Below are 21,712 nucleotides of genomic sequence, written 5' to 3'. Positions count from 1 at the left end.
GATCACCAATCTTGTAGATACTGTGTAGAAAAGAAGACGTCAAGAGGCAGCAAGAATAGTATCCCCAGCATGAGATGGAGAAAACTCTAGCTTCTGTGGTTCAAAAGGTTTGCCCGATTTAAGGACACCATACACAATACGAATTAACTTGTGCATGACAATGCCGACTATCTGCATTTTGTTTTTGCCTGCCTCTAAAAACCGCTTCCGTAAAGCTTGGATTTGAGGACTGTAGCGAATTGCAGTCAAAGCCGGGAAATACAAAGCTTTGCGTACATGAGGATTGCCAATTTTACATAAACGGGTCTTCCCTTTAACGGAAGTGCCCGATTGGTGTTCTTGGGGAGTAAGACCAACAAAAGCGGCTAACTGACGAGCAGATGTAAATTGCTCAATAGAGCCTATCTCAGACAGGATAATCACGGCGGTTTTCTCTCCAATACCAACAATAGATGTCAGTAACTGTTGTTGCTCATGCAGAGTCGATGATTCCACAATCAATGCTTGTTGCCGCTTTTTTATAGAGACCATCTGTTGCTCCAAAAACTCAATGTGCTCTTGGATGTCTGTCGTTAGCTCCGGGTCGGATATCTGAAGGCGATTTTGCTCTTGGGTTTTCATCTTTTCCAAGGCTTGCAGACGACGACTATAGCCTTGCAATTTTGCTAACTCAGGAGTTGGGGGAGTCCAAGCTTGGGGTTGTAAAGCTGCACAAAAACAAGCAATGGTTGTTGCATCGGCACGATCATTTTTCGTCCGGCTCAAACGACTTTGGGCGAATCCCTTAATGCGAGAAGGATTCACAATGCTGACTGTATGACCTTGATGGTATAGATATGTTGCTACAGGGTGACCATAGATACTGGTTGCTTCCAAACAAGCATGAACTTTCTCGGCACTCTGTTTAAGCAGCCAATGTTGTAGTTGTTCAAAGCCATCCCAACTATTTTCAAAGACTTGTACCGAGGCTTTTTTCTGGGTTTTGAGTAGGGCAGCATGAAATTTATCCTTACTGATATCGAGTCCCAAAATGGTTGCTGTCATTGTCCAACTCCTAATTTCAGGGGAAGAAATGATTGCTACACTCTTGCGCTATCCTTGCAAATACTGATTATCTCTGAAGGAGAATCAGTTGATACTGTCCAGTCTGCTTGAGGTAACATTCGGCGAAGTAAGCCGGAGGCTCTTTATCTACGAAACAAGCTTGATGCTTCAGGATGCGTCCAGAGTCACTCTTCGTTCTTACTTCCTTATACGATTAAGATAACTTCTTATCCTTCTCGCATTACATACAAGGATGGGTTAATGCAATGTAACGCGCCTTTTTGTGGATAGTGCGTGCGTGATGCCACTGGACTGTCGAGCGGGCGATCGCCACCCTTTTTTTCTCATTTACAATAGCAATAGTTGCGTGGTTCAAACAGAAACATGGGGATGACCTTACCCCTCGAACTCAGCCTAGATAACTGGCAGCTCAGTGACAAGCAGTTTTTTCAGCTGTGCCAACAAAACAAAAACTACCACTTCGAGCGCAGCGCTCAAGGAGATTTAGTGATTATGCCGCCAACAGGTGGCGAAACCAGCCAACGCAATGCGAGGCTAACTGCGCAACTATGGCTATGGCATCAAAAATATCGTCTCGGCAAAACATTCGATCCGTCAGGGGATTTATTTTGCCCAATAGTGCGAACAAATCACCAGATGCCCCATGGATTCCGCTAGCCCGCTGGGAAGCATTAACCCCAGAGCAACGCACTCGTTAATTAACGTGAGTTTTGCTTAAGCATGCTCGGAAGTACNGACGCGGTGAATGGGAGAGCGAGAGATCGGGAGATATTTCTATGCAAACAATCCTACTAGCTTTCAAAAAATGCAAATTTTCGTGGCTTCCCCGTGTCTTTCCCTCTCCGTGTCTCCTTTTCTCTAAAGAATTTTGGCTACATTCTTATCCATAACTGACGTTAATTACCATACGGATAGACAACCCAATATCGCCTATCCATTAACCTTTGATGTTTGAACCAAAGTTTAGAAAATCAATCATCTCAGCTTCTATGCTTCAACTTTGACATTCACCTTAGTCTCTTTTTCCGAATAATCTTGATAGAGCTGGAAACCTCTTTGCAGATCTTTCTCACCAGTAATGAGACGCGCGCCTCGGCCACGGGTGAAATAATTCCAGCCCCACTGCAGCATCACCACCATCTTGTTATCAAATTCGATGAGGTAGTAAACATGGGCAAAAATCCACACCAACCAAGCAAGGAAACCAGAGAATTTCACAAAGCCTAGGTCAACCACAGCGGCATTTTGACCAATCACCGCAAGGCTACCCACTTCCATATAACGGAACGGTGCCATCTCACTGCCTTGTAAACGCTGTTTGAGTAGCTTTGCAACGTACTGACCTTCCTGCATGGCGACGGGGGCAACACCGGGTAAAGGACGCTCGTTTTGGTGGGGGAAGTTAGCAAGATCACCAATCACAAAAACATCGGGATAGCCCTCGATACTGAGGTTTGGTTCAACGATCACCCGTCCCGCCCGGTCTAGCTTCGCGCCGAGGCGATCGCCTAAAACCAGACCCATGCCAGAAGCCTTCACACCAGCCGCCCACACAATCGTTTTCGCATGGATTTCGACTAGCCGATCACCTTGCTTGAGGGTGACATGATCCCCCTCAATATTGGTAACCATACTGCTAGTTTGGACATCTACACCGAGGGAAACTAAAGATTCTTCCGCCTTAGCTGACAGCGACGGATCGTAGGGAGGCAAGACACGATCCATGCCTTCTAGGAGAATTACTTTTGCTTTCGCCGTATCGATTTTACGGAAATCTTTTTTGAGCACACTATAGGCAATCTCAGAAATTGCACCAGCTAGCTCTACACCAGTGGGACCACCACCGACAATGACAAAGGTCAGCCATGCCTGTTGCAATGCGGGGTCGGTTTCTTTTTCCGCCGCTTCAAAGGCCATAAAAATACGGTGACGAATTTCAAGGGCATCTTCAACGGTTTTCAAACCGGGAGCAAAGGGTTTCCACTGGTCATTGCCAAAGTAGTGGTGACTCACTCCCGTGGCCACAATCAGGCTGTCGTAATGGACAATCCCCTCTTGCATCACCACCGTTTTCGCTTCGGGGTCAATATCTTGCACTTCGTCTAACAATACATGGGTATTTTGATTCCCACTAAGCACTCCCCGCAATGGTGAAGCAATATCTGCGGGAGAAAGTGTCCCTGTCGCAACTTGGTATAGCAACGGTTGGAAGAGATGAAAATTCCGCTTGTCGATTAGGGTGACATCGACCAAATCGTTTTTACCAAGGGTTTTTGCGGCATATAGACCACCAAAGCCACCACCAATAATGACAACTTTGTGTTTATCCGTTGTGGGGGTGAGGTCTGGGAGTTGGGTGCTTACCATGGGTTAGACTGGGTGAGGGTTTACGGAAATATATAAATTTTTGTCAAGTCTCTTTGTTAGGTACAAATACTAACAGAGATCTATCCAAAGTTATAGGTAGCTTTGGGATTTGGCTTTGTGTTTGTCGTGGGTACGCTGCACTAACAGCGATTGAGATATATTTATTTTTCCCAAAAAAGATTATGCAACGATTGGTGGTGACGCCAGAGCAATTCGACGGCGACTCTCTTGTTTATTTAACTCCTGAGCAGCGGCATTATCTGCTAAGTGTGTTACGTTTGCGCATCGGCGATCGCCTCATCACCCTAAATGGTTCGGGAAAAGGCTGGCTGACGGAGTTAGTATCTGAAGCAACCCTTGGTCTTTTAGAACCTTATCAATTTAAAACTGAGCTACCATGTCCCGTTCAGCTGGTGGCGGCATTACCGAAAAATGGCTTTGATGAGGTGGTGCGCTGCTGCACGGAGTTGGGGGTCATGCGCATTACGCCGATCTTTTCCGCGAGAACAGTCTTAAAACCGAGTGCAAATAAATTAAAGCGTTGGCAAAAAATTGCGACGGAAGCTGCGGAACAGTCGGAGCGAGCTTTTGTCCCGACAATTGACGCGCCTGTAAAGTTTGGTGATTATCTCCAACAGCAAGGAAACTCAACCCATTACCTCTGCGCAGCGAGAGCAGAATCTCCACATTTGTTAGGGCTGCTGACAACCCATGCTTTGTCTAATAAATCCCACGATGATTTGGCGATTTGTGTGGGGCCTGAGGGGGGTTGGACTGAGCCAGAAATTGAACAGGCGATCGCCCACGGTATGACAACAGCTTCTTTGGGGCGATCTATTCTGCGAGCAGTGACAGCATCGATTACGGCAATGTCTCTTGCGAATGCGGCGTTGCGCCACTAAGAACCAGAATAAAACCTACGCGTTTTGGCGGGCTTTCTCGATGGCAATCATGGCCTTACGCAATGTCGCAACTTCATCTTGGAGCATACTGAGATAGGCTGCATTATTTTGGGCTGCGGTGAGGGTGGCCGCAACGTTCAGGGCGGTGTCAGCAGAGATATTGCCCTTATGTTTCAGCATCAGGCGCTGGTAGTGTTCCCCTAGATCGTCGTGCATCACGGTGACAAAATCTGTGGCTTCACTCATCTTGTGGTTCTCCCAAAAAATTCCTAATGGTCATGGTAGCGGAGATACTTGGCGATCGCCCTAGAAATTTACTCAATGTATTTTAGTGACTTGCTAAAATCAAACGTGAGAACAAAGGGTAACCGCAGAATTTATGGATTTGAATAACATTGACGCGATTATTTTTGATCTCGGCGGCGTGATTATCAATATTGACTATCCCCAGACAATATTGGCCTTTAATGCGCTGCATAATAAGGAGCAAGATTTTCCCTATAGCCAAGACGACCAGGCGGAATTATTCGATGCCTTTGAAAAGGGGCAGATTCCGGCATGGGAATTTCGGGATGGTTTACGCCATATCCTTAATCTTGATTGCAGTGACGAAGCCATCGATCGGGCTTGGAACGCCATGCTTTTGGATATTCCCCTGAGTCGCATCGAACTCCTTGAAGCTTTGGGTCAGCATAAACGACTCTTTCTATTGTCTAATACCAACTCGATTCATAAGCTTGCCTTTGATGAGATTTTCCAGTCAACCTGTGGCGATCGCTATGATCATCTAGATCAACTGTTCGAGAAGGCCTACTACTCCCACCACATCGGCGATCGCAAACCAAACCCTAGTATTTTCCAAAAAGTGATCGACGAGCAAAAATTAGACCCTGCTAAAACCCTTTTCATTGAGGACACCATCCGCCACATCAAAGGTGCACAAAAAACAGGACTACAAACCTACCACCTTACTAACGGCGAAACTCTAACCCAACTGCCGTGGCTGCAAGGTTAGAGTCGAAATTCATTTACTCCCTTAAGTAAAATTATTTAAATCTAAATAGATTAAGGCGATCGCCCATTAGTGAGGGTTCTAACTCATTTTTGGGCGACGCACTTTTTTATCTTCCATTTGAGCTTTAGCCTTCGAAGCACTCTTACGCAAAAACTGTAATCTTGTCTCAAAATCCTTGCGCTTACGACGATTGGGCGTTTGCTCAATCAACGTTTTAAGAGCACTACCAAGACTCTTATAGGCATTAGGTAAAGTGTACCCAAACCGTGTTGCTAAACGAATTGCCTGCTCATCAGCTTCAATGGCTACCGTCATCCGTTTTTCGCCACTATTTTTTTGCCATAGACGATAGCCAGAAAAACCACACAGCGCTAAAGCCAAAACCAACAACAAACCATCCTGCACCCACAGCTCACCCACAGCACCACCTAAACCAATGGCCAGAGCCGCCATTTCCCAGCCTTCGCGAGGAATCGTATCATTTTGAATCTTGGCAACCTCATGCCAGAAAATCAAATTACGCTGGTCGATCGCCAAATTTTCCCACTTCGGTAAATCAATCTGAATTTCAATATCATCCTTACCCAATTCCTCAGAACGAATTAGGGGAGGGTTCACTTCCGTTGTGCCTTCTACCATGACCCAGCTTTGTAGTTCTGGGGGTAACAGAGTCTTGAGGCGGCGTAGCTCACTCATTTCAGCTCTGGCAGAAAAAGTGGAATAGGAAGTCATAGATCGTGGTTAACTGTTTTTTTTAGAATACGTACAAGCAAGATTTTTTAGAGTTTAGATGCAAACCCAATCTCTGTTGCTAGGTTAACAATAAATGTTAGCGCAATGGGCGATCGCCATAACAATCAGACTGAACTGACAAGCCCAACAATTAGTTGTAATTTATTAGATCCCAATCCTGAGAAAAATGACTGCACTTTAATAGCCTCCCCTACAGAAGCATTTTTTCCAGACTAACACCGTCAACACAACAACCACATCGCGCTATGCAGGGTTAATCCACAGCAACGTTTGACCAAATTCAATTGGTTCACCATCCTCAACGGCAATTTTCATCACTTCACCGCTCGCTTCAGACTCAATTTCATTCATGAGTTTCATCGCTTCGATAATGCAAACCGTATCACCGCTACTGACGCGCTCTCCCACAGAAACAAAAGGATCTTCCCCCGGAGCAGGCGCTCGATAAAATGTCCCCACCATCGGAGAAGTGACAGCAACCCATTTGTCGTCTATACCAGAACCACCGGATGTTTCAGGGGTTGGAGCTGGAGCTGGAGTCGGAACTACGGGCGGTGGCGCAATATTTGGTGCTGCGAGATTGACATCCTGAGGGATAACGGCGGGTGCTGCAACCACTGTGCCCTTACTCACACGCAACTCGAAGTCGTCAGTTTTGAGTTCGAATTCGGTGACGTTAGTTTGCCCGATGGCACTGAGTAGCTCTTGAATTTCTTGTAGATTAATAGCCACAGAACGGTTTATTCCTCACAACGATAGGGACAGCAACAAAAAGATTCAGCATTACTGAGGTCTTCATAAAAAGGTTGTTCGATCTCTGCCTACGCGCAGTAGTGGCCATGGCGCAACACATACTGATGTTTCGGGTAAGCACAGTCGTCAGCTCAAGATTAATTTTCGCGGCCTAAATATTTATCCTCGCGAGTATCGATTTTGATTTTTTCTCCGATGGAAATAAATAGGGGCACATTGACTTGAGCACCAGTCGAAACAGTTGCAGGTTTTGTACCGCCTGTGGCAGTGTCTCCCTTCACGCCGGGGTCGGTTTCCGTTACTTCGAGGACAACGGTATTGGGCAGTTCAACGTCAATAACTTGGTCGTTCCAAAAAAGAACATTTACCTCCATTTCTTCGAGGAGATATTTGACGCGATCGCCAATTTGAGCTTCACCGAGGCGAACTTCTTCGTAGGTTTCCATGTCCATAAACACAAACTGATCACCTTCTTTATAGGTGTGTTGCATTGTGCGTTTATCGAGGATCGCTTGGGGAACTGTTTCCCCTGCACGGAATGTTTTTTCGACGACACTGCCTGTCTGGGCATTTTTGAGCTTAGTGCGAACAAAGGCTGAGCCTTTACCGGGTTTTACGTGGAGAAATTCAACAACACGCCAAACAGAACCGTCTAATTCAATGGATGTACCACTACGAAAATCGTTACTAGAAATCATGGAGCTTTAGCTACATTACAGGCTTGCATCATCAAACCACATTTTACCGTTGTTGGGTGAATTTCCCGTTAATTTGCCCGCTGGGTTTACCAAACGATAGCTTTTGGGCAGAAGCTTTGTCTCTAAGGGTTTGAGGAGGAATTGTTATCTAGTTTTCTTTATTGTTAGGTCAAATTTGCCAGATTTTTAGGGGTTATTTGTCCTTGGGGCTCTTGGGGGTTGGGGGCAGTTTCGGAGTGGCGATCGCCACAATACCCAGCACAGAAACACCATTTTCTTGTAATACTCGCCTAGCCTCACGGGCAGTTGTCCCAGACGTATAAATATCATCCACGAGCAAGACAGGCTTCTGGGGTCGTTGCCGAAAGGTTTTAGCATCGAAGGAAAAAGCCCCCTCCATTTCCTGTTGTCGTTGCGCCACATTTAGTTCAAAGAGAGGTTTTGTTGCCTTAGTTCGCTGGAGGGAAACATGGTCACAGCGTAATTTATTAATCTCGGCAAAGCGTTTAGCAATCAGTCCGGCTTGGTTAAAGCCCCGCTGCTGCTGTTTTTCAGAATGCATCGGCACGGGAATCACCGTCACTTTAGGCGGAGCAGAAAAGGATGTTTGCCAAGTATAGGCCAGCTTTTCCCCTAGCCATGTACCAAGGGCTGGCTGGTTATTGTATTTCATGGCGGCGATCGCCCCCTTCAACGTCCCGTCATAATGTCCAAGCACAAACAAAGGAAAATTTCCTTGCCAATAATACTTAGGGTTTGAGAACTGACACCTCTGGAGCTGGCGATCGCACCCTTGACAAACAAAGTCTCCCCCGGCTGCCCGCCGACACAAAGGACACCTTTCATCCAAAAAAATTGACAAAAACCAATCAAACATCATTTCCCATATCCCATTCAACCCCCAAGCAAATATCAAGAAAAAATTCTCTTAAACGATGCTTAACCTCAAAACTTTTCTTATTTTTTAGATATAATCATTACACAAATTTCACCATAAAATAAGACCGACAATTCCCTCAAGACAATATTTCAAGAACTCCACAATGCCCTAGGGGAATGACCATCTCAACAAATATTTTCAGTCCCCCAAAAGACATACAGAAAATACTTTTTTTTACGATATTACTTAAGTAGTCGCCTTTAGCAAAAAAATACATTTTTCATATTATCCCAAGACAAATTAGCTTTAGACTATCAATACTTTAATATTGTCTAGTTATCATTTCGATAACAGCGCCATCAATAATAGTAGATCCGAAACAAATCGCACTACGCCGGCTGTAATGCAGCAAGGGCAAGAATTTCAGCAAATCCTCAATCCATGAATCAACCTTTATTTCCTAGAACACCATATATTCTTATTGTTGATGACGAGCCAGACAATTTTGACGTCATTGAAGGATTTTTATTTGCCGAAGGCTATCACCTTAGCTATCTTAGATCCGCGAAAAAAGCATTTATAAGGCTCGAAAAGCATCTTCCAGATTTGATTTTAGTTGATGCAATGATGCCAGAGATCGATGGTTTTAGTTTTTGTCAACGCCTCAAAAAAAATAGACAATGGCAACATATTCCTGTGATCATGATCACAGCATTAGGCCATGATTATTTAGCAGAATGCTTAGCAAGTGGTGCAGATGATTTCCTCGCTAAGCCGATTAATAAAGTTGAGCTGCGGGCACGGGTGATTTCGATGCTCCGTATCAAATTTCAATATGATGCCCTTAAAAATTCCCGCAAATTAAGAGATGATTTGACAGACATGGTTGTCCATGATTTTACAAATCCAATTACGACTCTTTTGCTACAAACGGAAATTCTTGATCGTTTGGAATTATCAGAACAGGTAAAAAAGGGTTTATCTCGTATTCGACGAGCGGCAAATTCTTTAGAAGGGCTACGTAATGATTTTTTGACCTATGGGAAGGCCGAGGCTGGTGTTCTGACGCTCCAGAAGGAGTCGTTTGTGATTCAAGACTGGGTTAAAGATACGGTGGCGGATTTTGAAGATCTAGCAGTATCGAGAAGGGTTCAAATCCAGGTGATTTTCGCTGATGATTTACCAAAAAGGTTTACTGGCGATCGCCCTTTGTTAGTACGAGTCTTAAATAATCTTTTAACGAATGCGTTAAAGTTTTCGCCGTTCCAAACCACCATTGAGGTGCATATTAGCGCGACTCAAAATCAGATTTCTGGTGAAACAGCACTGCAATTAGCCGTAAAAGATTTTGGGCAAGGTATTCCCGATGGGCAGAAAGCCCACATTTTTCAAAAATATGACATTGGTAAAAGGCAAGAAAAAATAGCTCAAACGGGTTTAGGATTAGCGTTTTGTCAGATGGTTGTCGAAGCCCATGGCGGTGAGATTCGCATCCAAGATAATCAGCCAAGGGGCACAATTTTTTACGTCGAGCTACCGGCTTTAACCGCGCTGCCGCAGGAAGTTTAATAATTTTTCGAATTCTGTGGGCAAAGGGGCGATCGCCTCAATGGTTTCATGAGTAATAGGATGCTGAACAATCAATTTACGAGCATGGAGCGCCTGCCCCGTTAAATTTACTTTAAAGGATCGATTATTTGTATAGAGAGGATCGCCAACGATCGGATTGCCCATATGGGCGCTATGGACTCGGATTTGGTGGGTACGACCTGTTTCTAATCGGTAATACAAAAGTGAATAATTCCCCAGCCTTTCTTGCAGTTCCCACCGCGTTACCGCTGGACGACCAGAGTCGAGCACAGCCATTTTTTTTCGATCAACCTTATGGCGGTCAATGGGAGCATCAACAATGCCAGCGGCTTGGGTCGGACAACCATAGACCACACCTAAATATTCTCGCCGTGCAGTTTTTGCCTTAATTTGTGCCTGTAAATGTTGGTGGGCTTGGTCAGTTTTCGCAATGGCGATCGCCCCCGTCGTATCCTTGTCTAGACGATGGACAATCCCCGGCCGCTGTACACCACCAATCCCCGCCAGGCGATCGCCACAGTGCGCCAGCAGTCCATGGACAAGAGTGCCTGTGTAATGACCCGGCGCAGGATGAACCACCACATTCGCGGCCTTATTGACAATCAGTAAATGCTCATCCTCAAACAAAATATCTAAAGACATCTCCTCCGGTTCTAGCTCCAAAGTCGTCGGTGCCGGAATGGTCACAATTAGGCGATCGCCATCATTTAATTTATATTTCTTCGCCGTACAAACAACCTCATTAACAACCACTTGTCCCTGTCCAATAAGTTTTTGAACCCGAGATCGCGATAGGTCATTTAACTGCAGTGATAACCAGAGATCAAGACGTTGCCCTTGCCCTTCAGCTGTAACCAAATATTGTCGAGTATCAACCATTGATGCCGCCCATCATCCAAATTACAACCATTCTTCAAAACCCCTTCTAAGACTATCAGCGTCTTGGACAACACCTTGAAATACAAGCCATTTAGAACAATCAAACCAACCAAATTTAAAGCATTTTTGCAAAAGAGTTCACTCGAATAGTACCGACAATGATTTCAACGAAAAAAATGTTAAAGTTATACCAAAGTTCAAAATATATTGGTTTATAAAAATGGATAGTGTAGCTTACATTGTCGTCCTCGCGATGGCATTATCAGTGCTCTTCTTTGCGATCGCCTTCCGTGAGCCCCCCCGCATCGAAAAGTAACGATTGAAATTTTTTCCGATGGGTTTCCCTGAATCAAGTCCCGACTAACGCGTACATCGCACAAGAGGCACTTGGTTCAGGATTTCGTAGTAGAAAACACAGCACCTAGCACCATTCCACCCTCAAGAGTTTATTGAATAAACAGTTTCGATATTATGCATTGTCCCTATTGTGACCATACAGATAGCCGTGTCCTTGAATCGAGGGCTACAGGTGCAGGACGTAGCATTCGTCGCCGCCGTGAATGTTTAAGCTGTAAGCACCGCTTCACCACCTACGAGCGCATCGAATTTGTCCCAGTTTCTGTCATCAAGCGCAATGGACAAAGCGAAACATTTGACCGCTCCAAGATCATGCGCGGTATGGCAAGAGCCTGCGAAAAAACCAATGTTTCTGCCAGCACCATCGAAGCAATTACAGAAGATATCGAAACCAAATTACAGCAGAGCCCAAAGCGTAGTATATCTACCGACAAAATCGGAGAATTAGTCCTTCACCGTTTACGACAAGAAAGCGAAGTTGCTTATGTCCGTTTTGCATCTGTATACCGCAACTTCCAAGATGTCGATGACTTTATCAATACCCTAAATCACTTGCAAGATACAGCAGAAGAAGCGAGTCAGTGGTTAGAAGATACCGAAACAGAAATCACGCCAGCCTCCGAATCCCCCGCCTCTGTTTTAGCCTCCACCACAACTAAATAAAGCTTAGGAAAGGATTTTATAACTTTAGAGTATGCTTTTCGCTAAACTCGCCTGATAAAACTATGGATTTCAGACCTTTTTTAAGATACTATTGATATCCTGTATCTTAATATATTTACTTTTTGTCATTTTTAAGATATTGATGATAGTCATACTACGATCTGTAAGTAGTACGACGGTCTTTTGCTGCTGTAAATTACTATGCACCGCATCCCTAACTGCGATCGCCACTCTCCGTAATTTACCTACGCTAGCGAAGGAGATGCTTTCCCATCCCTTGGCTATACCTCCACAACGATGAAGAATTGACTTAGATTGTTCTCCCCAGAGTAGCGATAATCTAGAAAATTCACCAGCCATCAAAAAAGGGGGCAAGCAACAAACAATTTAGGAGATTAAACACTAGGAATAGAACACACATGGTCAGTCAGAACACAACTACAGTAGATATTGGTTTTACCCACGATGATTTTGCCGCGCTTTTAGACAAGTACGATTACCATTTCAGTCCCGGAGATATTGTTCCCGGAACGGTATTTAGCATGGAGCCTAGAGGCGCACTGATTGACATTGGTGCAAAGACAGCAGCATATATTCCTATTCAGGAGATGTCCATCAACCGTGTGGATTCTCCGGATGAAGTATTACAAGCAGAAGAAACCCGTGAGTTTTTTATCCTCACTGATGAAAACGAAGATGGTCAGTTAACCCTCTCTATTCGCCGTATTGAGTACATGCGTGCTTGGGAGCGTGTGCGTCAGCTGCAAGCAGAAGATGCAACGGTTCGTTCCCTTGTTTTTGCAACCAACCGTGGTGGTGCGCTGGTTCGTATTGAGGGTTTGCGTGGATTTATTCCCGGCTCTCACATCAGCACCCGCCAAGCTAAGGAAGATTTAGTGGGTCAAGAGCTTCCCCTTAAATTCCTTGAGGTTGATGAAGATCGCAATCGCCTCGTCCTCAGCCACCGTCGCGCCCTTGTTGAGCGTAAGATGAACGGCCTTGAAGTTGGTGAGGTTGTTGTTGGTTCCGTCCGTGGTATAAAGCCCTATGGTGCATTTATTGACATCGGTGGTGTGAGTGGTTTGCTTCACATTTCCGAAATTTCCCACGATCACATTGATACACCTCATAGTGTTTTCCAAGTGAACGACGAACTTAAGGTGATGATCATTGATCTTGATGCTGAGCGTGGCCGAATCTCCCTCTCGACAAAGCAGCTTGAGCCTGAACCCGGCGATATGCTCAAGAATCGCGAGCTTGTCTTTGAGAAGGCTGAGGAAATGGCTGAAAAGTATCGTCAAAAACTCTTGGCTGAAGCGGCTGGTCTGACTGTTGAGGAGCAAGAGGATACTGCTGATGTTGTGGAAATTGAAGAGGAGTACGTCAGTGCAGTCGAAGAGTAAATTCGGTCATTTACTCAATGGGATAAAAAACTAGATTTTCTGATCTCAATAATTTTTATCGAGGGGTTTTCAGGCCTCTCTTTTTTATTGTGAATAATTTATGAGTAACGTTAATTTGCTGCGGGTGATATGGTTTCAAGGTTTAGATAACGTCAGTTATGGATAAGAATGTAGCCAAAATTCTTTAGAGAAAAGGAGACACGGAGAGGGAGAGACATGGGGAAGCAACGAAAATTTGCATTTTTTGAAAGCTAGTAGGATTGTTTGTATAGAAACATCTCCCGATCTCTCGCTCTCCCATTCACTGCGTCGTACTTCCGAGCATGCTTAAGCAAAACTCACGTTAGATAGCTAATGGCAAAGTTTTTGGTATTCTGTTGCGAGTTTTTGGGCGATCGCCGACCAAGAGTAAGTGTGACGGGCAAAGGCTTTACCTTTTGTGCCAATTGCGTTTCGTTCCTCTGGCTGACGCAACAAGTTTAGCAGGGCAGAGGTTAGTGATGATTGGGTATCTTCGATGACGATGCCACCTCCTGCAGCATCAATATCAGGGGAAATTTGAATACCCTTCGTAATGACGACAGGTAAACCCACGACGAGGGCTTCCGCTACCGCAATACCAAAATTTTCAGAGTAGGACGGCAAGGCAAAAATATCTGCACCTTGCAATAGACATTCTTTTTCTTCACCTGTGATCAGGCCGGGAAAAACAACCTTTTTAGTTAATTTTAGTGCTTGGCTAAGTTGCTGTAGTTCTTCGATATATTCTGGCTCTCCAGTCCCGGCAAAAATCCCAAAAAAGGGTTCATTTTCCCGTTGTAAATCTGCTAGGGATCTCAGCAATAAGTCGGGACGTTTTTTGTAATGGAGACGCGATAAAAATAAAATTACTGGCACATTTTCAGGCAAATTATATTGCTGCCGTAATCGCTGTCTTGCGTTGGGAATCTCGTCTGGAATATTGACTCCTAATGGCAAAGTCACTGTCGGTGTGTCAATACCAAAGGAGCGCACATCTTCTGCTTCCCCTAGGGCAGTGCAGTGAACTGCGGCGGCTTTTTGTAGATTTTTTCGTTCAAACAAAGTGGCGTAGAGCTGTTTTTTTGCTTTGCCTTGATTGAGTGCCCAAGGTGTGAGCTGTCCCATTGTTCTGACGGTATATGGAATTTTCTTGAAACGGGCGATCGCCGCGGCACAGGTCGGCAAGTAGGAAAATAAATAATGGTGGTCAAGAATGTCGTAGTTGGCGAGATTTTGCCACATCCAAGCCGTCGCGGCTTTAGAAAAAATAAACTCTTTCAGATTTGGCGGATCGTAGGGCAAAAACCATACAGGGACAGACAAATTGAGGGATTCATCAAAAATATAGTCGAGGCGATCGCCTGTTTTGATCTCTCCCATCCCAAAATTAGTGGTTAAAATCTCCGCATCTTCCCCAAGATCTCGCAAAGCTTTAACCAAGTTTAGCGCGACCTGTGAAGGGCCTCCCATATCGGCACTAATCGAGGGAATAATGTGGAGGATTTTCATGGATGGCTCAGCGCAAGGTTCTCAACTAACGGTAATACTAAAACAACTCTATTGAAGGCGATCGCCTCCAGCCGATAAAAATCACTTAAAAGGTCCAAACTTCCGAAACACCACAAGGGCAATCACAGGCAAAATAGCAGTCGTCGTCCAAAAACAACTGCGCATCGTTAAACCTGCCGCAAAAAATCCCAGTGCGTAGACCACCAACCCGTAATCAGACTGGGTCAAAATTGCCATTCGATTCCACCAAGCCGACAAAGCCCCAAAAAACGCCGAAAAAATAACAATTCCCGGCCACCCAGCAAACATGTAGGCTTCACCAATATAAGTAATCGCGATCGTATAGCCTGACACACCAGCAACCTCTTCCATCGAAACACTCAAACCCTCCGGTTTGCCTTTCCATAATGCTCGCGGAATCGGTTTGGCAACTGCCCACACCACCAAATCATTACCAAGGAAAGGATAATTTTTCGGCATCCCCTCACCGATTAAAGCCATAGAAGCCAGATTATAATCCACAGCTAAAGTGTCTCTCACCGACTCAGTCTTATACACCTCATCTTCCAAATAGCGCCTTAAGCCAATTGTGCGGAATTCAAGCATATGGTAAGAAGCCCAGCCAGTTAACCAGAAAACAAAGACTGTAGGCAAAACCATCCGAATGAAATTTTGCATAAAACTTTTCTTCGGCACAGTCACTAAATAGCTCATTGTGAAGGTTGAAATATGAGCAACAAAAATATTTCTAGTGCCTCCAGCAAAAGCGCCAAACATAACCGCATAAAACATCGCAGCCATAATGCCAAAACGCACAATCCCAAACTGCTTAAAACGATTAATCGCGACACCAAACAAAGGCGGAATAACATATTGCAATAAAGCCAGTTCCCCAAGCAAAGTGCCTAACCCCCCCCCTAAACGACCAGCCCTCGACCAAGGTTGACTGAAGCGAGCTCCCTGCATGTAAGAAAACATGCCTCGACTACCGGGCTCGTCACCAAAAAGTCGAAAATCCACCGATATTAACATCGAAAGAAAGCCCAAAAAGGCACAGACAATCGTCACAATGACAATCGCATTGGGAGAAAGACCTTCCAAGTTGAGAATTTTAGCTTTAATGCGAGTCGGCTTGACTAAATGACGGCTTACAGAAAATACAAGAATGCCGAGCAGCGTCATATTAATAGCGACAGAAAATGTTTCTGGTGTGAGTGCCCAAATATTAAATCCTTCTTGAGGAAACAAAAATTCAGCAAGGGTTAAAGCATAAATTCCTAAAATACAAAGAACATCAGTTCTCAGAAGATTTCGCAAACCCTTCGTTAGATCAAACAGCAAACTACCAAGAAATCCTAAACCGACATATTCTGCTGCAACTTGAGCCATGGCCTCAAGGCTTTCGTTTGCCGCTTGGGGATACATCGCAAAAGCGGCAGCACAGCCGAGTACAAGACAGGCTGTCCCCGGAACTTGAGGGTGGGGAATGAGCTTACTCTCTTGCTTTGGGGTCAGTGCTTGATCGTTTTGTTTTGCTTTTGCGGTAACCATTTAAAAATTAGGGAGGAAAATAGTTGGGGCAAGGTGAATGTTCTTCTAAATTATTTTGGCCTGTTTTTAGAGAAATCGTGTTTAGTTTGATTGCGCGGCTTCAAAATATTGAATGAACTATTGGGGTGTGACATCCCATGTGAGTTTTGTCCGAAATTAGGTGTGTGGCGCTTTTACCCATCTTGCGAGTTTTGTTTGGATGGTCGAGCATAGTTTTGAGGGCTGCGGTTGCGGCGGCTTCATCTTTAGATGGAATAATGAGATCTTCTTGATGGTGCTTGCTTAACGACATTGGTGATATCGCCATCGCTACGGCAAATAATGGGTTTTCTGGCTGCCATTACTTATAGACATACAGGGACAAATGGGTCATTCCAGCCAACTAGAACAAAACAATTGGCTAAATGCATTTCTTGAAGTTGGCCTAGGCTTTTGCGCCAAAACTAAGAGCTAATAGTTTAGGAACCCAAGAGGTATAAGGACAGTACTTTCAGATCAACACTTGCCGAACAAAGGCTTGGGCTTGGCAGAGAGCCTAGATTGCCATTAGTGGATTATCGGGTTTTGGGAAATTAGGAGTCGAGAAATAAGACTTTCATTAAAATTGATTGAAAAGTGAGCGGGGCGATCGCCAAGAGTTTAGTTACAAATAAACTTGGAGCAGTAACTGCAGTCATTGGGATTTTTGGTAAGACTCTCTTGGCTCGACACAATAAACAGTGGAGATGAACCATTTAAGGCTGCCGGATTTTTGTTAGGAAAACTTCGGGCCTGTCTTGACAATTTTGACTTCAACAAAGATTTTTTGGCTACGCAGTTTGCTATGACAATGTCAAGGAGCCAAAAGTTTAACCTTGCAACTTGGACATTTTTAATAAAGGGCACTTGGCGATCGCCCTTGCCGAGCAAACCCATAAATAGCAACTAATTAAGGATTTATTATGTGAAGAAATGCCACCTTGTCTGATACCCTACAGACAAATCATTTTCTTTGTGAAGTTCTGTAATATGCGTATCGCCCTTTTTACTGAGACATTTTTACCAAAAGTAGATGGCATCGTAACTCGGCTCCGCCACACAGTCGATCATTTGCAGCGCAGTGGTGATCAGGTGATGGTTTTCTGTCCCGATGGTGGACTGCGGGAACATAAAGGCGCACAGGTTTACGGCGTTAAAGGCAATCCGCTTCCCTGGTATCCCGAACTAAAGATGGCATTTCCTGGCCCTTCGGTGGGTAAAGCCCTCGAGGCATTTCAACCGGATTTGATTCACGTCGTTAATCCAGCAATTTTAGGGTTAGGCGGGATTTTTTTCGCGAAAACAATGGATATTCCCCTAATGGCCTCTTACCACACCCATTTACCCCAATACCTGCAACATTACGGCTTGGGAGCTTTGGAAGGGGTACTTTGGGAACTTCTGAAAGCAGCTCATAATCAAGCGTCTTTAAATTTATGTACGTCAACGGCAATGGTTGAAGAGTTGCGGGTACATGGCATTAAAAATTTGGATCTGTGGCAGCGGGGCGTTGATACGGAAATGTTTCAGCCCAGCCTCAAGTCGGAAAAGATGCGCGATCGCCTCTCCCAAGGTCATCCAGAAGCCCCAATTCTTCTCTACGTTGGTCGGGTTTCAGCAGAAAAACAAATTGACCAGATTAAACCTGTCCTTGAAGCAATTCCGGGTTCACGGTTGGCGATCGTCGGTGATGGCCCCTACCGCAGTGAATTAGAAGAACATTTTGCTGGCACGAATACACACTTTGTCGGTTATCTCCAAGGTTTAGAACTGGCTTCTGCTTTTGCCTCTGCCGATGCTTTTGTCTTTCCTTCTCGCACCGAAACCCTTGGTTTGGTTCTCCTCGAAGCGATGGCGGCAGGCTGTCCCGTGGTGGCAGCCAACTCTGGCGGTATTCCCGATATTGTGACTGATAGCGAAAACGGTTTTATGTTTGATCCTGTTGATCCAGATGGCGCGGTGAAAGCAACGCAACGTTTATTGGCAGCGACAGAAGAGCGGGAAATCATGCGGGCTAATGCTAGAGCTGAAGCTGAAAAATGGGGGTGGGCTGCAGCAACTCAACAACTACGTGGCTATTACCAACAGGTGCTGGCAGAAACAAGATTATTAGAAGCTGCTTGATTTATTAAACAGGGACTGACTGGTCTATCCGAAAAGGTCACATAGTTTTTAGTGTGACTGATTTTTTTGCTCCAATTCATGACGCATGGGAACATAGCGAATGCCATTTTCGACCCGTTCTTCTCCCACGATTTGAAACTGCATTGCTTTGTAAGCAGGAATAGCTCCGGGGTTAGCATGGACAGTAATGTTTTGGAGCTGGGGATTTTCTGCATGGCAAATGGCGATCGCCTCCTGAACTAACCGTTTAGCAATACCCTGTCGTTGAAATTTTCGGTCTACAAATAAAAGAGAAAGATGATGGTAAGTTCTCATTTCGAGCACACCGACAATGTTGCCTTCTACCTCCGCAACCCGTAAAAAATGATTGCGCTTCAAACGATAGGCGATCGCCGTGGGGTGGATGTACTGTAAAAATTCATCAATACCTTGGGGATCATAGCCCGGTGCAATACAGTCTTGGAAAACAGCCTCCATCAGCGCCGAGATTTGCGGCAGTTCACCATACTTATCACTTCGATAGATAATCCGATTATTTCGCTGATCCATAAGCCATTTACCGCTAACCTTAAGGACAATGTCGTTGATTCGAGTCGATGTTTACCAGTATCCTCATCTTTCTATTTTCAGTAATCGTCAGTGCTGTCCTATTTAAGTTTGGCATTGCCACAACACCGACCCTCAAACTTTTTGCCAAAAGGATGTTGCCAGCCTTTACGGTGGTCATTTTGCTGCTTGGGGGAAATATTCTCTACACCCTAAATGCTAAAAATGCACTGCAATCAGTCATTGATTTACCCCCAGTTACGGACAGTACCGAACTCGCAACAGTACAAAGCGGTGAACCCCTAGTCCTCGTGGCGATCGCCAGCCCCGATAACCCCATTAAAGGCAGAAACAACGAGTACCTTGCATACGTCGACGGCAACGGTTTGTGGACCCCCCTAAAAATCTTGCTAGATCTCGAAGACACACAAATTGCCATGACCAACGACAACTACCGCACCCGCAACTGGAAACGCGACAACAAAATTAATTACATCAACCCCGGACAACGACTCACCATCGTCGGGCGCAACTTAATCGGTGAAGTAATGACCGGCGATGACAAAGACAAACAAATTAACGCGATCGAGGGCATTCTGGTCTATGCCGGCTCCCACAATCAATTTATCCAAGACACAACCCGACGTCTTTGGGGGCCAAGGATTATGGCAGGTTTAAGCGCCTTTGCCTTGGGGGCAACCGTTCTTGGAGTGATTATTGCTGCCGTTAAAATTGCCATGACCAAATCAGCCTAACATCACCCCAGCACAAGCCTAATCGAGTCCGCCATAATGACCCAGCGACCAGGACATACAGTAGCGCAAAGATGAATATATGTGTTTTTCTGTGAACCTAAATAAAACATAAATCAAAGCTGACCCAGCAGACAAAGCAACACAGCAAGAGCCCTCCCTAGATCACAACATCAAAGACTCATATCACCATCTTTCCGCATCCCCATTTCCCTTTCCTTAGCCCTAGCATTCGAGATTAAAAACCTTCCCCAACCGAACATAGGCGATCGCCTACCCAGCCCATAGCATCCAAGATAAGTACATTAACTTTCGTTACGAAGTTGTTACGGTCTATTGCAAGATTGTCAGGATCTCTCGATTCCACAGGCATCAAACAAAGTGAGCGTGATACGATGCGCATCGTATAGTTCATGAGACGAGGAAATAGCCTTGGTACTACGGGTTGCTGTCGTCGGAGGAGGCCCTGCTGGTTCTTCCGCCGCTGAAATTTTAGCTAAAGCGGGCATCGAAACTTACATTTTCGAGCGCAAATTGGATAACGCCAAACCTTGTGGTGGCGCGATTCCCCTATGCATGGTGGACGAGTTCGATCTTCCCCCCGAAATCATCGACCGTCGTGTACGAAAAATGAAACTGATCTCCCCCTCAAATGTTGAGGTCAGCATTGGTCAAACCCTCAAGGATGACGAGTACATCGGCATGTGCCGTCGTGAGGTAATGGACAGCTTCATGCGTAACCGCGCAGCTGACCTTGGCGCAACTCTCATTAACGGCACAGTCTTTAAACTAGAGATCCCCACTAATGACAAGGATCCCTACACCCTCCACTATTCTGACCACACCAATGGTGCAATTAAGGGTGAAATGAAAACCCTCAAAGTTGACCTTGTGATTGGTGCTGATGGCGCAAACTCTCGTGTCGCGAAGGCCATCGATGCTGGTGACTACAACTACGCGATCGCCTTCCAAGAGCGTATCCGTCTTCCCGAAGACAAGATGGAATACTACGAAGAGCTTGCAGAAATGTATGTCGGCGACGACGTTTCTCCTGACTTCTATGCATGGGTATTCCCCAAGTACGACCACGTTGCGGTTGGTACTGGCACCATGAAAGTAAACCAAGCCAAAATCAAAACACTTCAAGCTGGCATCCGTGCCCGCGCAGCGAAGCGCCTCGAAGGTGGTGAAATCATCCGCGTAGAAGCTCACCCCATTCCTGAGCACCCCAGACCTCGCCGTGTAGTTGGTCGTGTTGCCCTCGTTGGTGATGCAGCAGGTACTGTAACAAAATCTTCCGGTGAAGGTATTTACTTCGCAGCCAAGTCTGCTCGTATGTGTGCAGAGGTCATCGTTGAAGCATCCAACAACGGTCAAACTGTTCCCACAGAGGCTGACCTCAAGCGCTACCTCAAGATTTGGGATAAAAAGTACGGCGCAACTTACCTCGTGCTCGATATCCTCCAACGTGTTTTCTACCGTTCCAATGCAACTCGTGAAGCGTTCGTCGAAATGTGTGCAGACATCGATGTTCAAGAGCTAACTTTTGATAGTTACCTCTACAAGACAGTTGTTCCTGCGAATCCCCTCAAGCAGATGAAGATTACAGCGAAGACAATTGGTAGCCTTCTTCGTGGTAATGCCCTTGCTCCCTAGGTTTTAAGTTTGAGTAACTCCTAATCCAAAACTAAAAATATTCATCACTTTTAGGATTACCATTTCGGTAGTCCTTTTTTGTTGATGTCATTAATTGACCCATTGAATATGCATGAATCTAAACACAAGTTGAAGAATCAAAGGTTATATTCTCCAATTAACGTCAGTTATGGATAAGAATTTAGCTGACATTCTTTAGAGAAAGGGAGA

General features: G+C 45.2%; 20 protein-coding genes and 1 pseudogene. 10 read left to right on the top strand and 11 right to left on the bottom strand.

Features of this window, described 5'->3' with window-relative positions; translation table 11 throughout:
* Window positions 1-39: 39 nt before the first annotated feature.
* Window positions 40-1,044 (bottom strand): IS110 family RNA-guided transposase, encoded by a 1,005-nt coding sequence (locus NIES208_RS07470; RefSeq protein WP_075891322.1) that lies wholly within the window; start codon window positions 1,042-1,044, stop codon window positions 40-42.
* Window positions 1,045-1,434: 390 nt separating this feature from the next.
* Here NIES208_RS07470 and NIES208_RS07465 point away from each other — a divergent pair.
* Window positions 1,435-1,760 (top strand): annotated as a pseudogene (locus NIES208_RS07465) (Uma2 family endonuclease); the annotation flags it as partial.
* A gap of 292 nt (window positions 1,761-2,052) precedes the next feature.
* Here the strand turns inward: NIES208_RS07465 and NIES208_RS07460 are convergent.
* Complete coding sequence (locus tag NIES208_RS07460; RefSeq protein WP_075891318.1) at window positions 2,053-3,432, bottom strand: NAD(P)/FAD-dependent oxidoreductase; 1,380 nt, start codon at window positions 3,430-3,432, stop codon at window positions 2,053-2,055.
* A gap of 182 nt (window positions 3,433-3,614) precedes the next feature.
* Here NIES208_RS07460 and NIES208_RS07455 point away from each other — a divergent pair, with 182 nt between their 5' ends.
* Window positions 3,615-4,334, top strand: a complete 720-nt coding sequence (locus tag NIES208_RS07455) for a 16S rRNA (uracil(1498)-N(3))-methyltransferase (RefSeq protein ID WP_075891316.1) — start codon at window positions 3,615-3,617, stop codon at window positions 4,332-4,334.
* A 15-nt stretch (window positions 4,335-4,349) separates the two neighbouring features.
* Here the strand turns inward: NIES208_RS07455 and NIES208_RS07450 are convergent, their stop codons facing one another.
* Window positions 4,350-4,580 (bottom strand): hypothetical protein, encoded by a 231-nt coding sequence (locus NIES208_RS07450; protein ID WP_075891314.1) that lies wholly within the window; start codon window positions 4,578-4,580, stop codon window positions 4,350-4,352.
* A gap of 133 nt (window positions 4,581-4,713) precedes the next feature.
* Between NIES208_RS07450 and NIES208_RS07445 the strand changes: the two genes are divergently transcribed.
* Window positions 4,714-5,349, top strand: a complete 636-nt coding sequence (locus NIES208_RS07445) for an HAD family hydrolase (RefSeq protein ID WP_075891312.1) — start codon at window positions 4,714-4,716, stop codon at window positions 5,347-5,349.
* Between the two features lie 78 nt (window positions 5,350-5,427).
* Here NIES208_RS07445 and NIES208_RS07440 read toward each other — a convergent pair whose 3' ends face one another.
* From NIES208_RS07440 to NIES208_RS07425, 4 genes are all read right to left on the bottom strand, one after another.
* Window positions 5,428-6,081 (bottom strand): DUF3318 domain-containing protein, encoded by a 654-nt coding sequence (locus NIES208_RS07440; RefSeq protein WP_075891310.1) that lies wholly within the window; start codon window positions 6,079-6,081, stop codon window positions 5,428-5,430.
* A gap of 264 nt (window positions 6,082-6,345) precedes the next feature.
* Window positions 6,346-6,834 (bottom strand): acetyl-CoA carboxylase biotin carboxyl carrier protein, encoded by a 489-nt coding sequence (gene accB / locus NIES208_RS07435; protein WP_075891308.1) that lies wholly within the window; start codon window positions 6,832-6,834, stop codon window positions 6,346-6,348.
* Between the two features lie 158 nt (window positions 6,835-6,992).
* Entirely contained in the window at window positions 6,993-7,553 is a 561-nt protein-coding gene (efp, locus tag NIES208_RS07430; protein WP_075891306.1) for an elongation factor P, read from the bottom strand.
* A gap of 193 nt (window positions 7,554-7,746) precedes the next feature.
* Window positions 7,747-8,433: a ComF family protein gene (locus NIES208_RS07425; RefSeq protein ID WP_225875271.1), complete on the bottom strand. Its 687-nt coding sequence runs from the start codon at window positions 8,431-8,433 to the stop codon at window positions 7,747-7,749.
* 441 nt (window positions 8,434-8,874) lie between these two features.
* Here NIES208_RS07425 and NIES208_RS07420 point away from each other — a divergent pair, with 441 nt between their 5' ends.
* Window positions 8,875-10,002, top strand: coding sequence for a hybrid sensor histidine kinase/response regulator (locus NIES208_RS07420; RefSeq protein WP_075891302.1), 1,128 nt, complete (start codon window positions 8,875-8,877; stop codon window positions 10,000-10,002).
* Here NIES208_RS07420 and NIES208_RS07415 read toward each other — a convergent pair.
* Window positions 9,976-10,902, bottom strand: coding sequence for an RluA family pseudouridine synthase (locus NIES208_RS07415; RefSeq protein WP_075891300.1), 927 nt, complete (start codon window positions 10,900-10,902; stop codon window positions 9,976-9,978). The two genes, NIES208_RS07420 and NIES208_RS07415, sit on opposite strands and share 27 nt — an antisense overlap.
* Window positions 10,903-11,122: 220 nt before the next feature.
* On the opposite strand from NIES208_RS07415, the gene NIES208_RS07410 reads away from it, so the two are divergent.
* From NIES208_RS07410 to NIES208_RS07395, 3 genes are all read left to right on the top strand, one after another.
* Window positions 11,123-11,218, top strand: a complete 96-nt coding sequence (locus NIES208_RS07410; RefSeq protein ID WP_024544706.1) for a photosystem II reaction center protein T — start codon at window positions 11,123-11,125, stop codon at window positions 11,216-11,218.
* A gap of 155 nt (window positions 11,219-11,373) precedes the next feature.
* Window positions 11,374-11,922, top strand: coding sequence for a transcriptional regulator NrdR (gene nrdR, locus NIES208_RS07405; RefSeq protein ID WP_075891298.1), 549 nt, complete (start codon window positions 11,374-11,376; stop codon window positions 11,920-11,922).
* A gap of 419 nt (window positions 11,923-12,341) precedes the next feature.
* Complete coding sequence (locus NIES208_RS07395; RefSeq protein WP_075891294.1) at window positions 12,342-13,325, top strand: 30S ribosomal protein S1; 984 nt, start codon at window positions 12,342-12,344, stop codon at window positions 13,323-13,325.
* A 351-nt stretch (window positions 13,326-13,676) separates the two neighbouring features.
* Here the strand turns inward: NIES208_RS07395 and NIES208_RS07390 are convergent, their stop codons facing one another.
* Together NIES208_RS07390 and NIES208_RS07385 are read right to left on the bottom strand one after the other, a co-directional pair.
* Complete coding sequence (locus NIES208_RS07390) at window positions 13,677-14,855, bottom strand: glycosyltransferase (RefSeq protein WP_075891292.1); 1,179 nt, start codon at window positions 14,853-14,855, stop codon at window positions 13,677-13,679.
* An 81-nt stretch (window positions 14,856-14,936) separates the two neighbouring features.
* Window positions 14,937-16,406: a hypothetical protein gene (locus tag NIES208_RS07385; RefSeq protein WP_075891290.1), complete on the bottom strand. Its 1,470-nt coding sequence runs from the start codon at window positions 16,404-16,406 to the stop codon at window positions 14,937-14,939.
* 1,008 nt (window positions 16,407-17,414) lie between these two features.
* On the opposite strand from NIES208_RS07385, the gene NIES208_RS07375 reads away from it, so the two are divergent.
* Entirely contained in the window at window positions 17,415-18,548 is a 1,134-nt protein-coding gene (locus NIES208_RS07375) for a glycosyltransferase (RefSeq protein ID WP_075891286.1), read from the top strand.
* Between the two features lie 48 nt (window positions 18,549-18,596).
* Here the strand turns inward: NIES208_RS07375 and NIES208_RS07370 are convergent, their stop codons facing one another.
* Window positions 18,597-19,097 (bottom strand): GNAT family N-acetyltransferase, encoded by a 501-nt coding sequence (locus tag NIES208_RS07370; protein ID WP_075891284.1) that lies wholly within the window; start codon window positions 19,095-19,097, stop codon window positions 18,597-18,599.
* A 47-nt stretch (window positions 19,098-19,144) separates the two neighbouring features.
* On the opposite strand from NIES208_RS07370, the gene NIES208_RS07365 reads away from it, so the two are divergent.
* Both NIES208_RS07365 and chlP read left to right on the top strand, forming a co-directional pair.
* Entirely contained in the window at window positions 19,145-19,849 is a 705-nt protein-coding gene (locus NIES208_RS07365) for a hypothetical protein (protein ID WP_075891282.1), read from the top strand.
* Between the two features lie 429 nt (window positions 19,850-20,278).
* Window positions 20,279-21,502, top strand: coding sequence for a geranylgeranyl reductase (gene chlP, locus NIES208_RS07360; protein WP_075891280.1), 1,224 nt, complete (start codon window positions 20,279-20,281; stop codon window positions 21,500-21,502).
* The last annotated feature ends 210 nt before the right edge of the window (window positions 21,503-21,712 follow it).

It is taken from the genome of [Limnothrix rosea] IAM M-220 (assembly GCF_001904615.1).
Classification (GTDB): domain Bacteria; phylum Cyanobacteriota; class Cyanobacteriia; order Cyanobacteriales; family MRBY01; genus MRBY01.
Note: the sequence above shows the minus strand (reverse complement) of the source record. Positions and strands in the feature narration are given on the sequence as shown.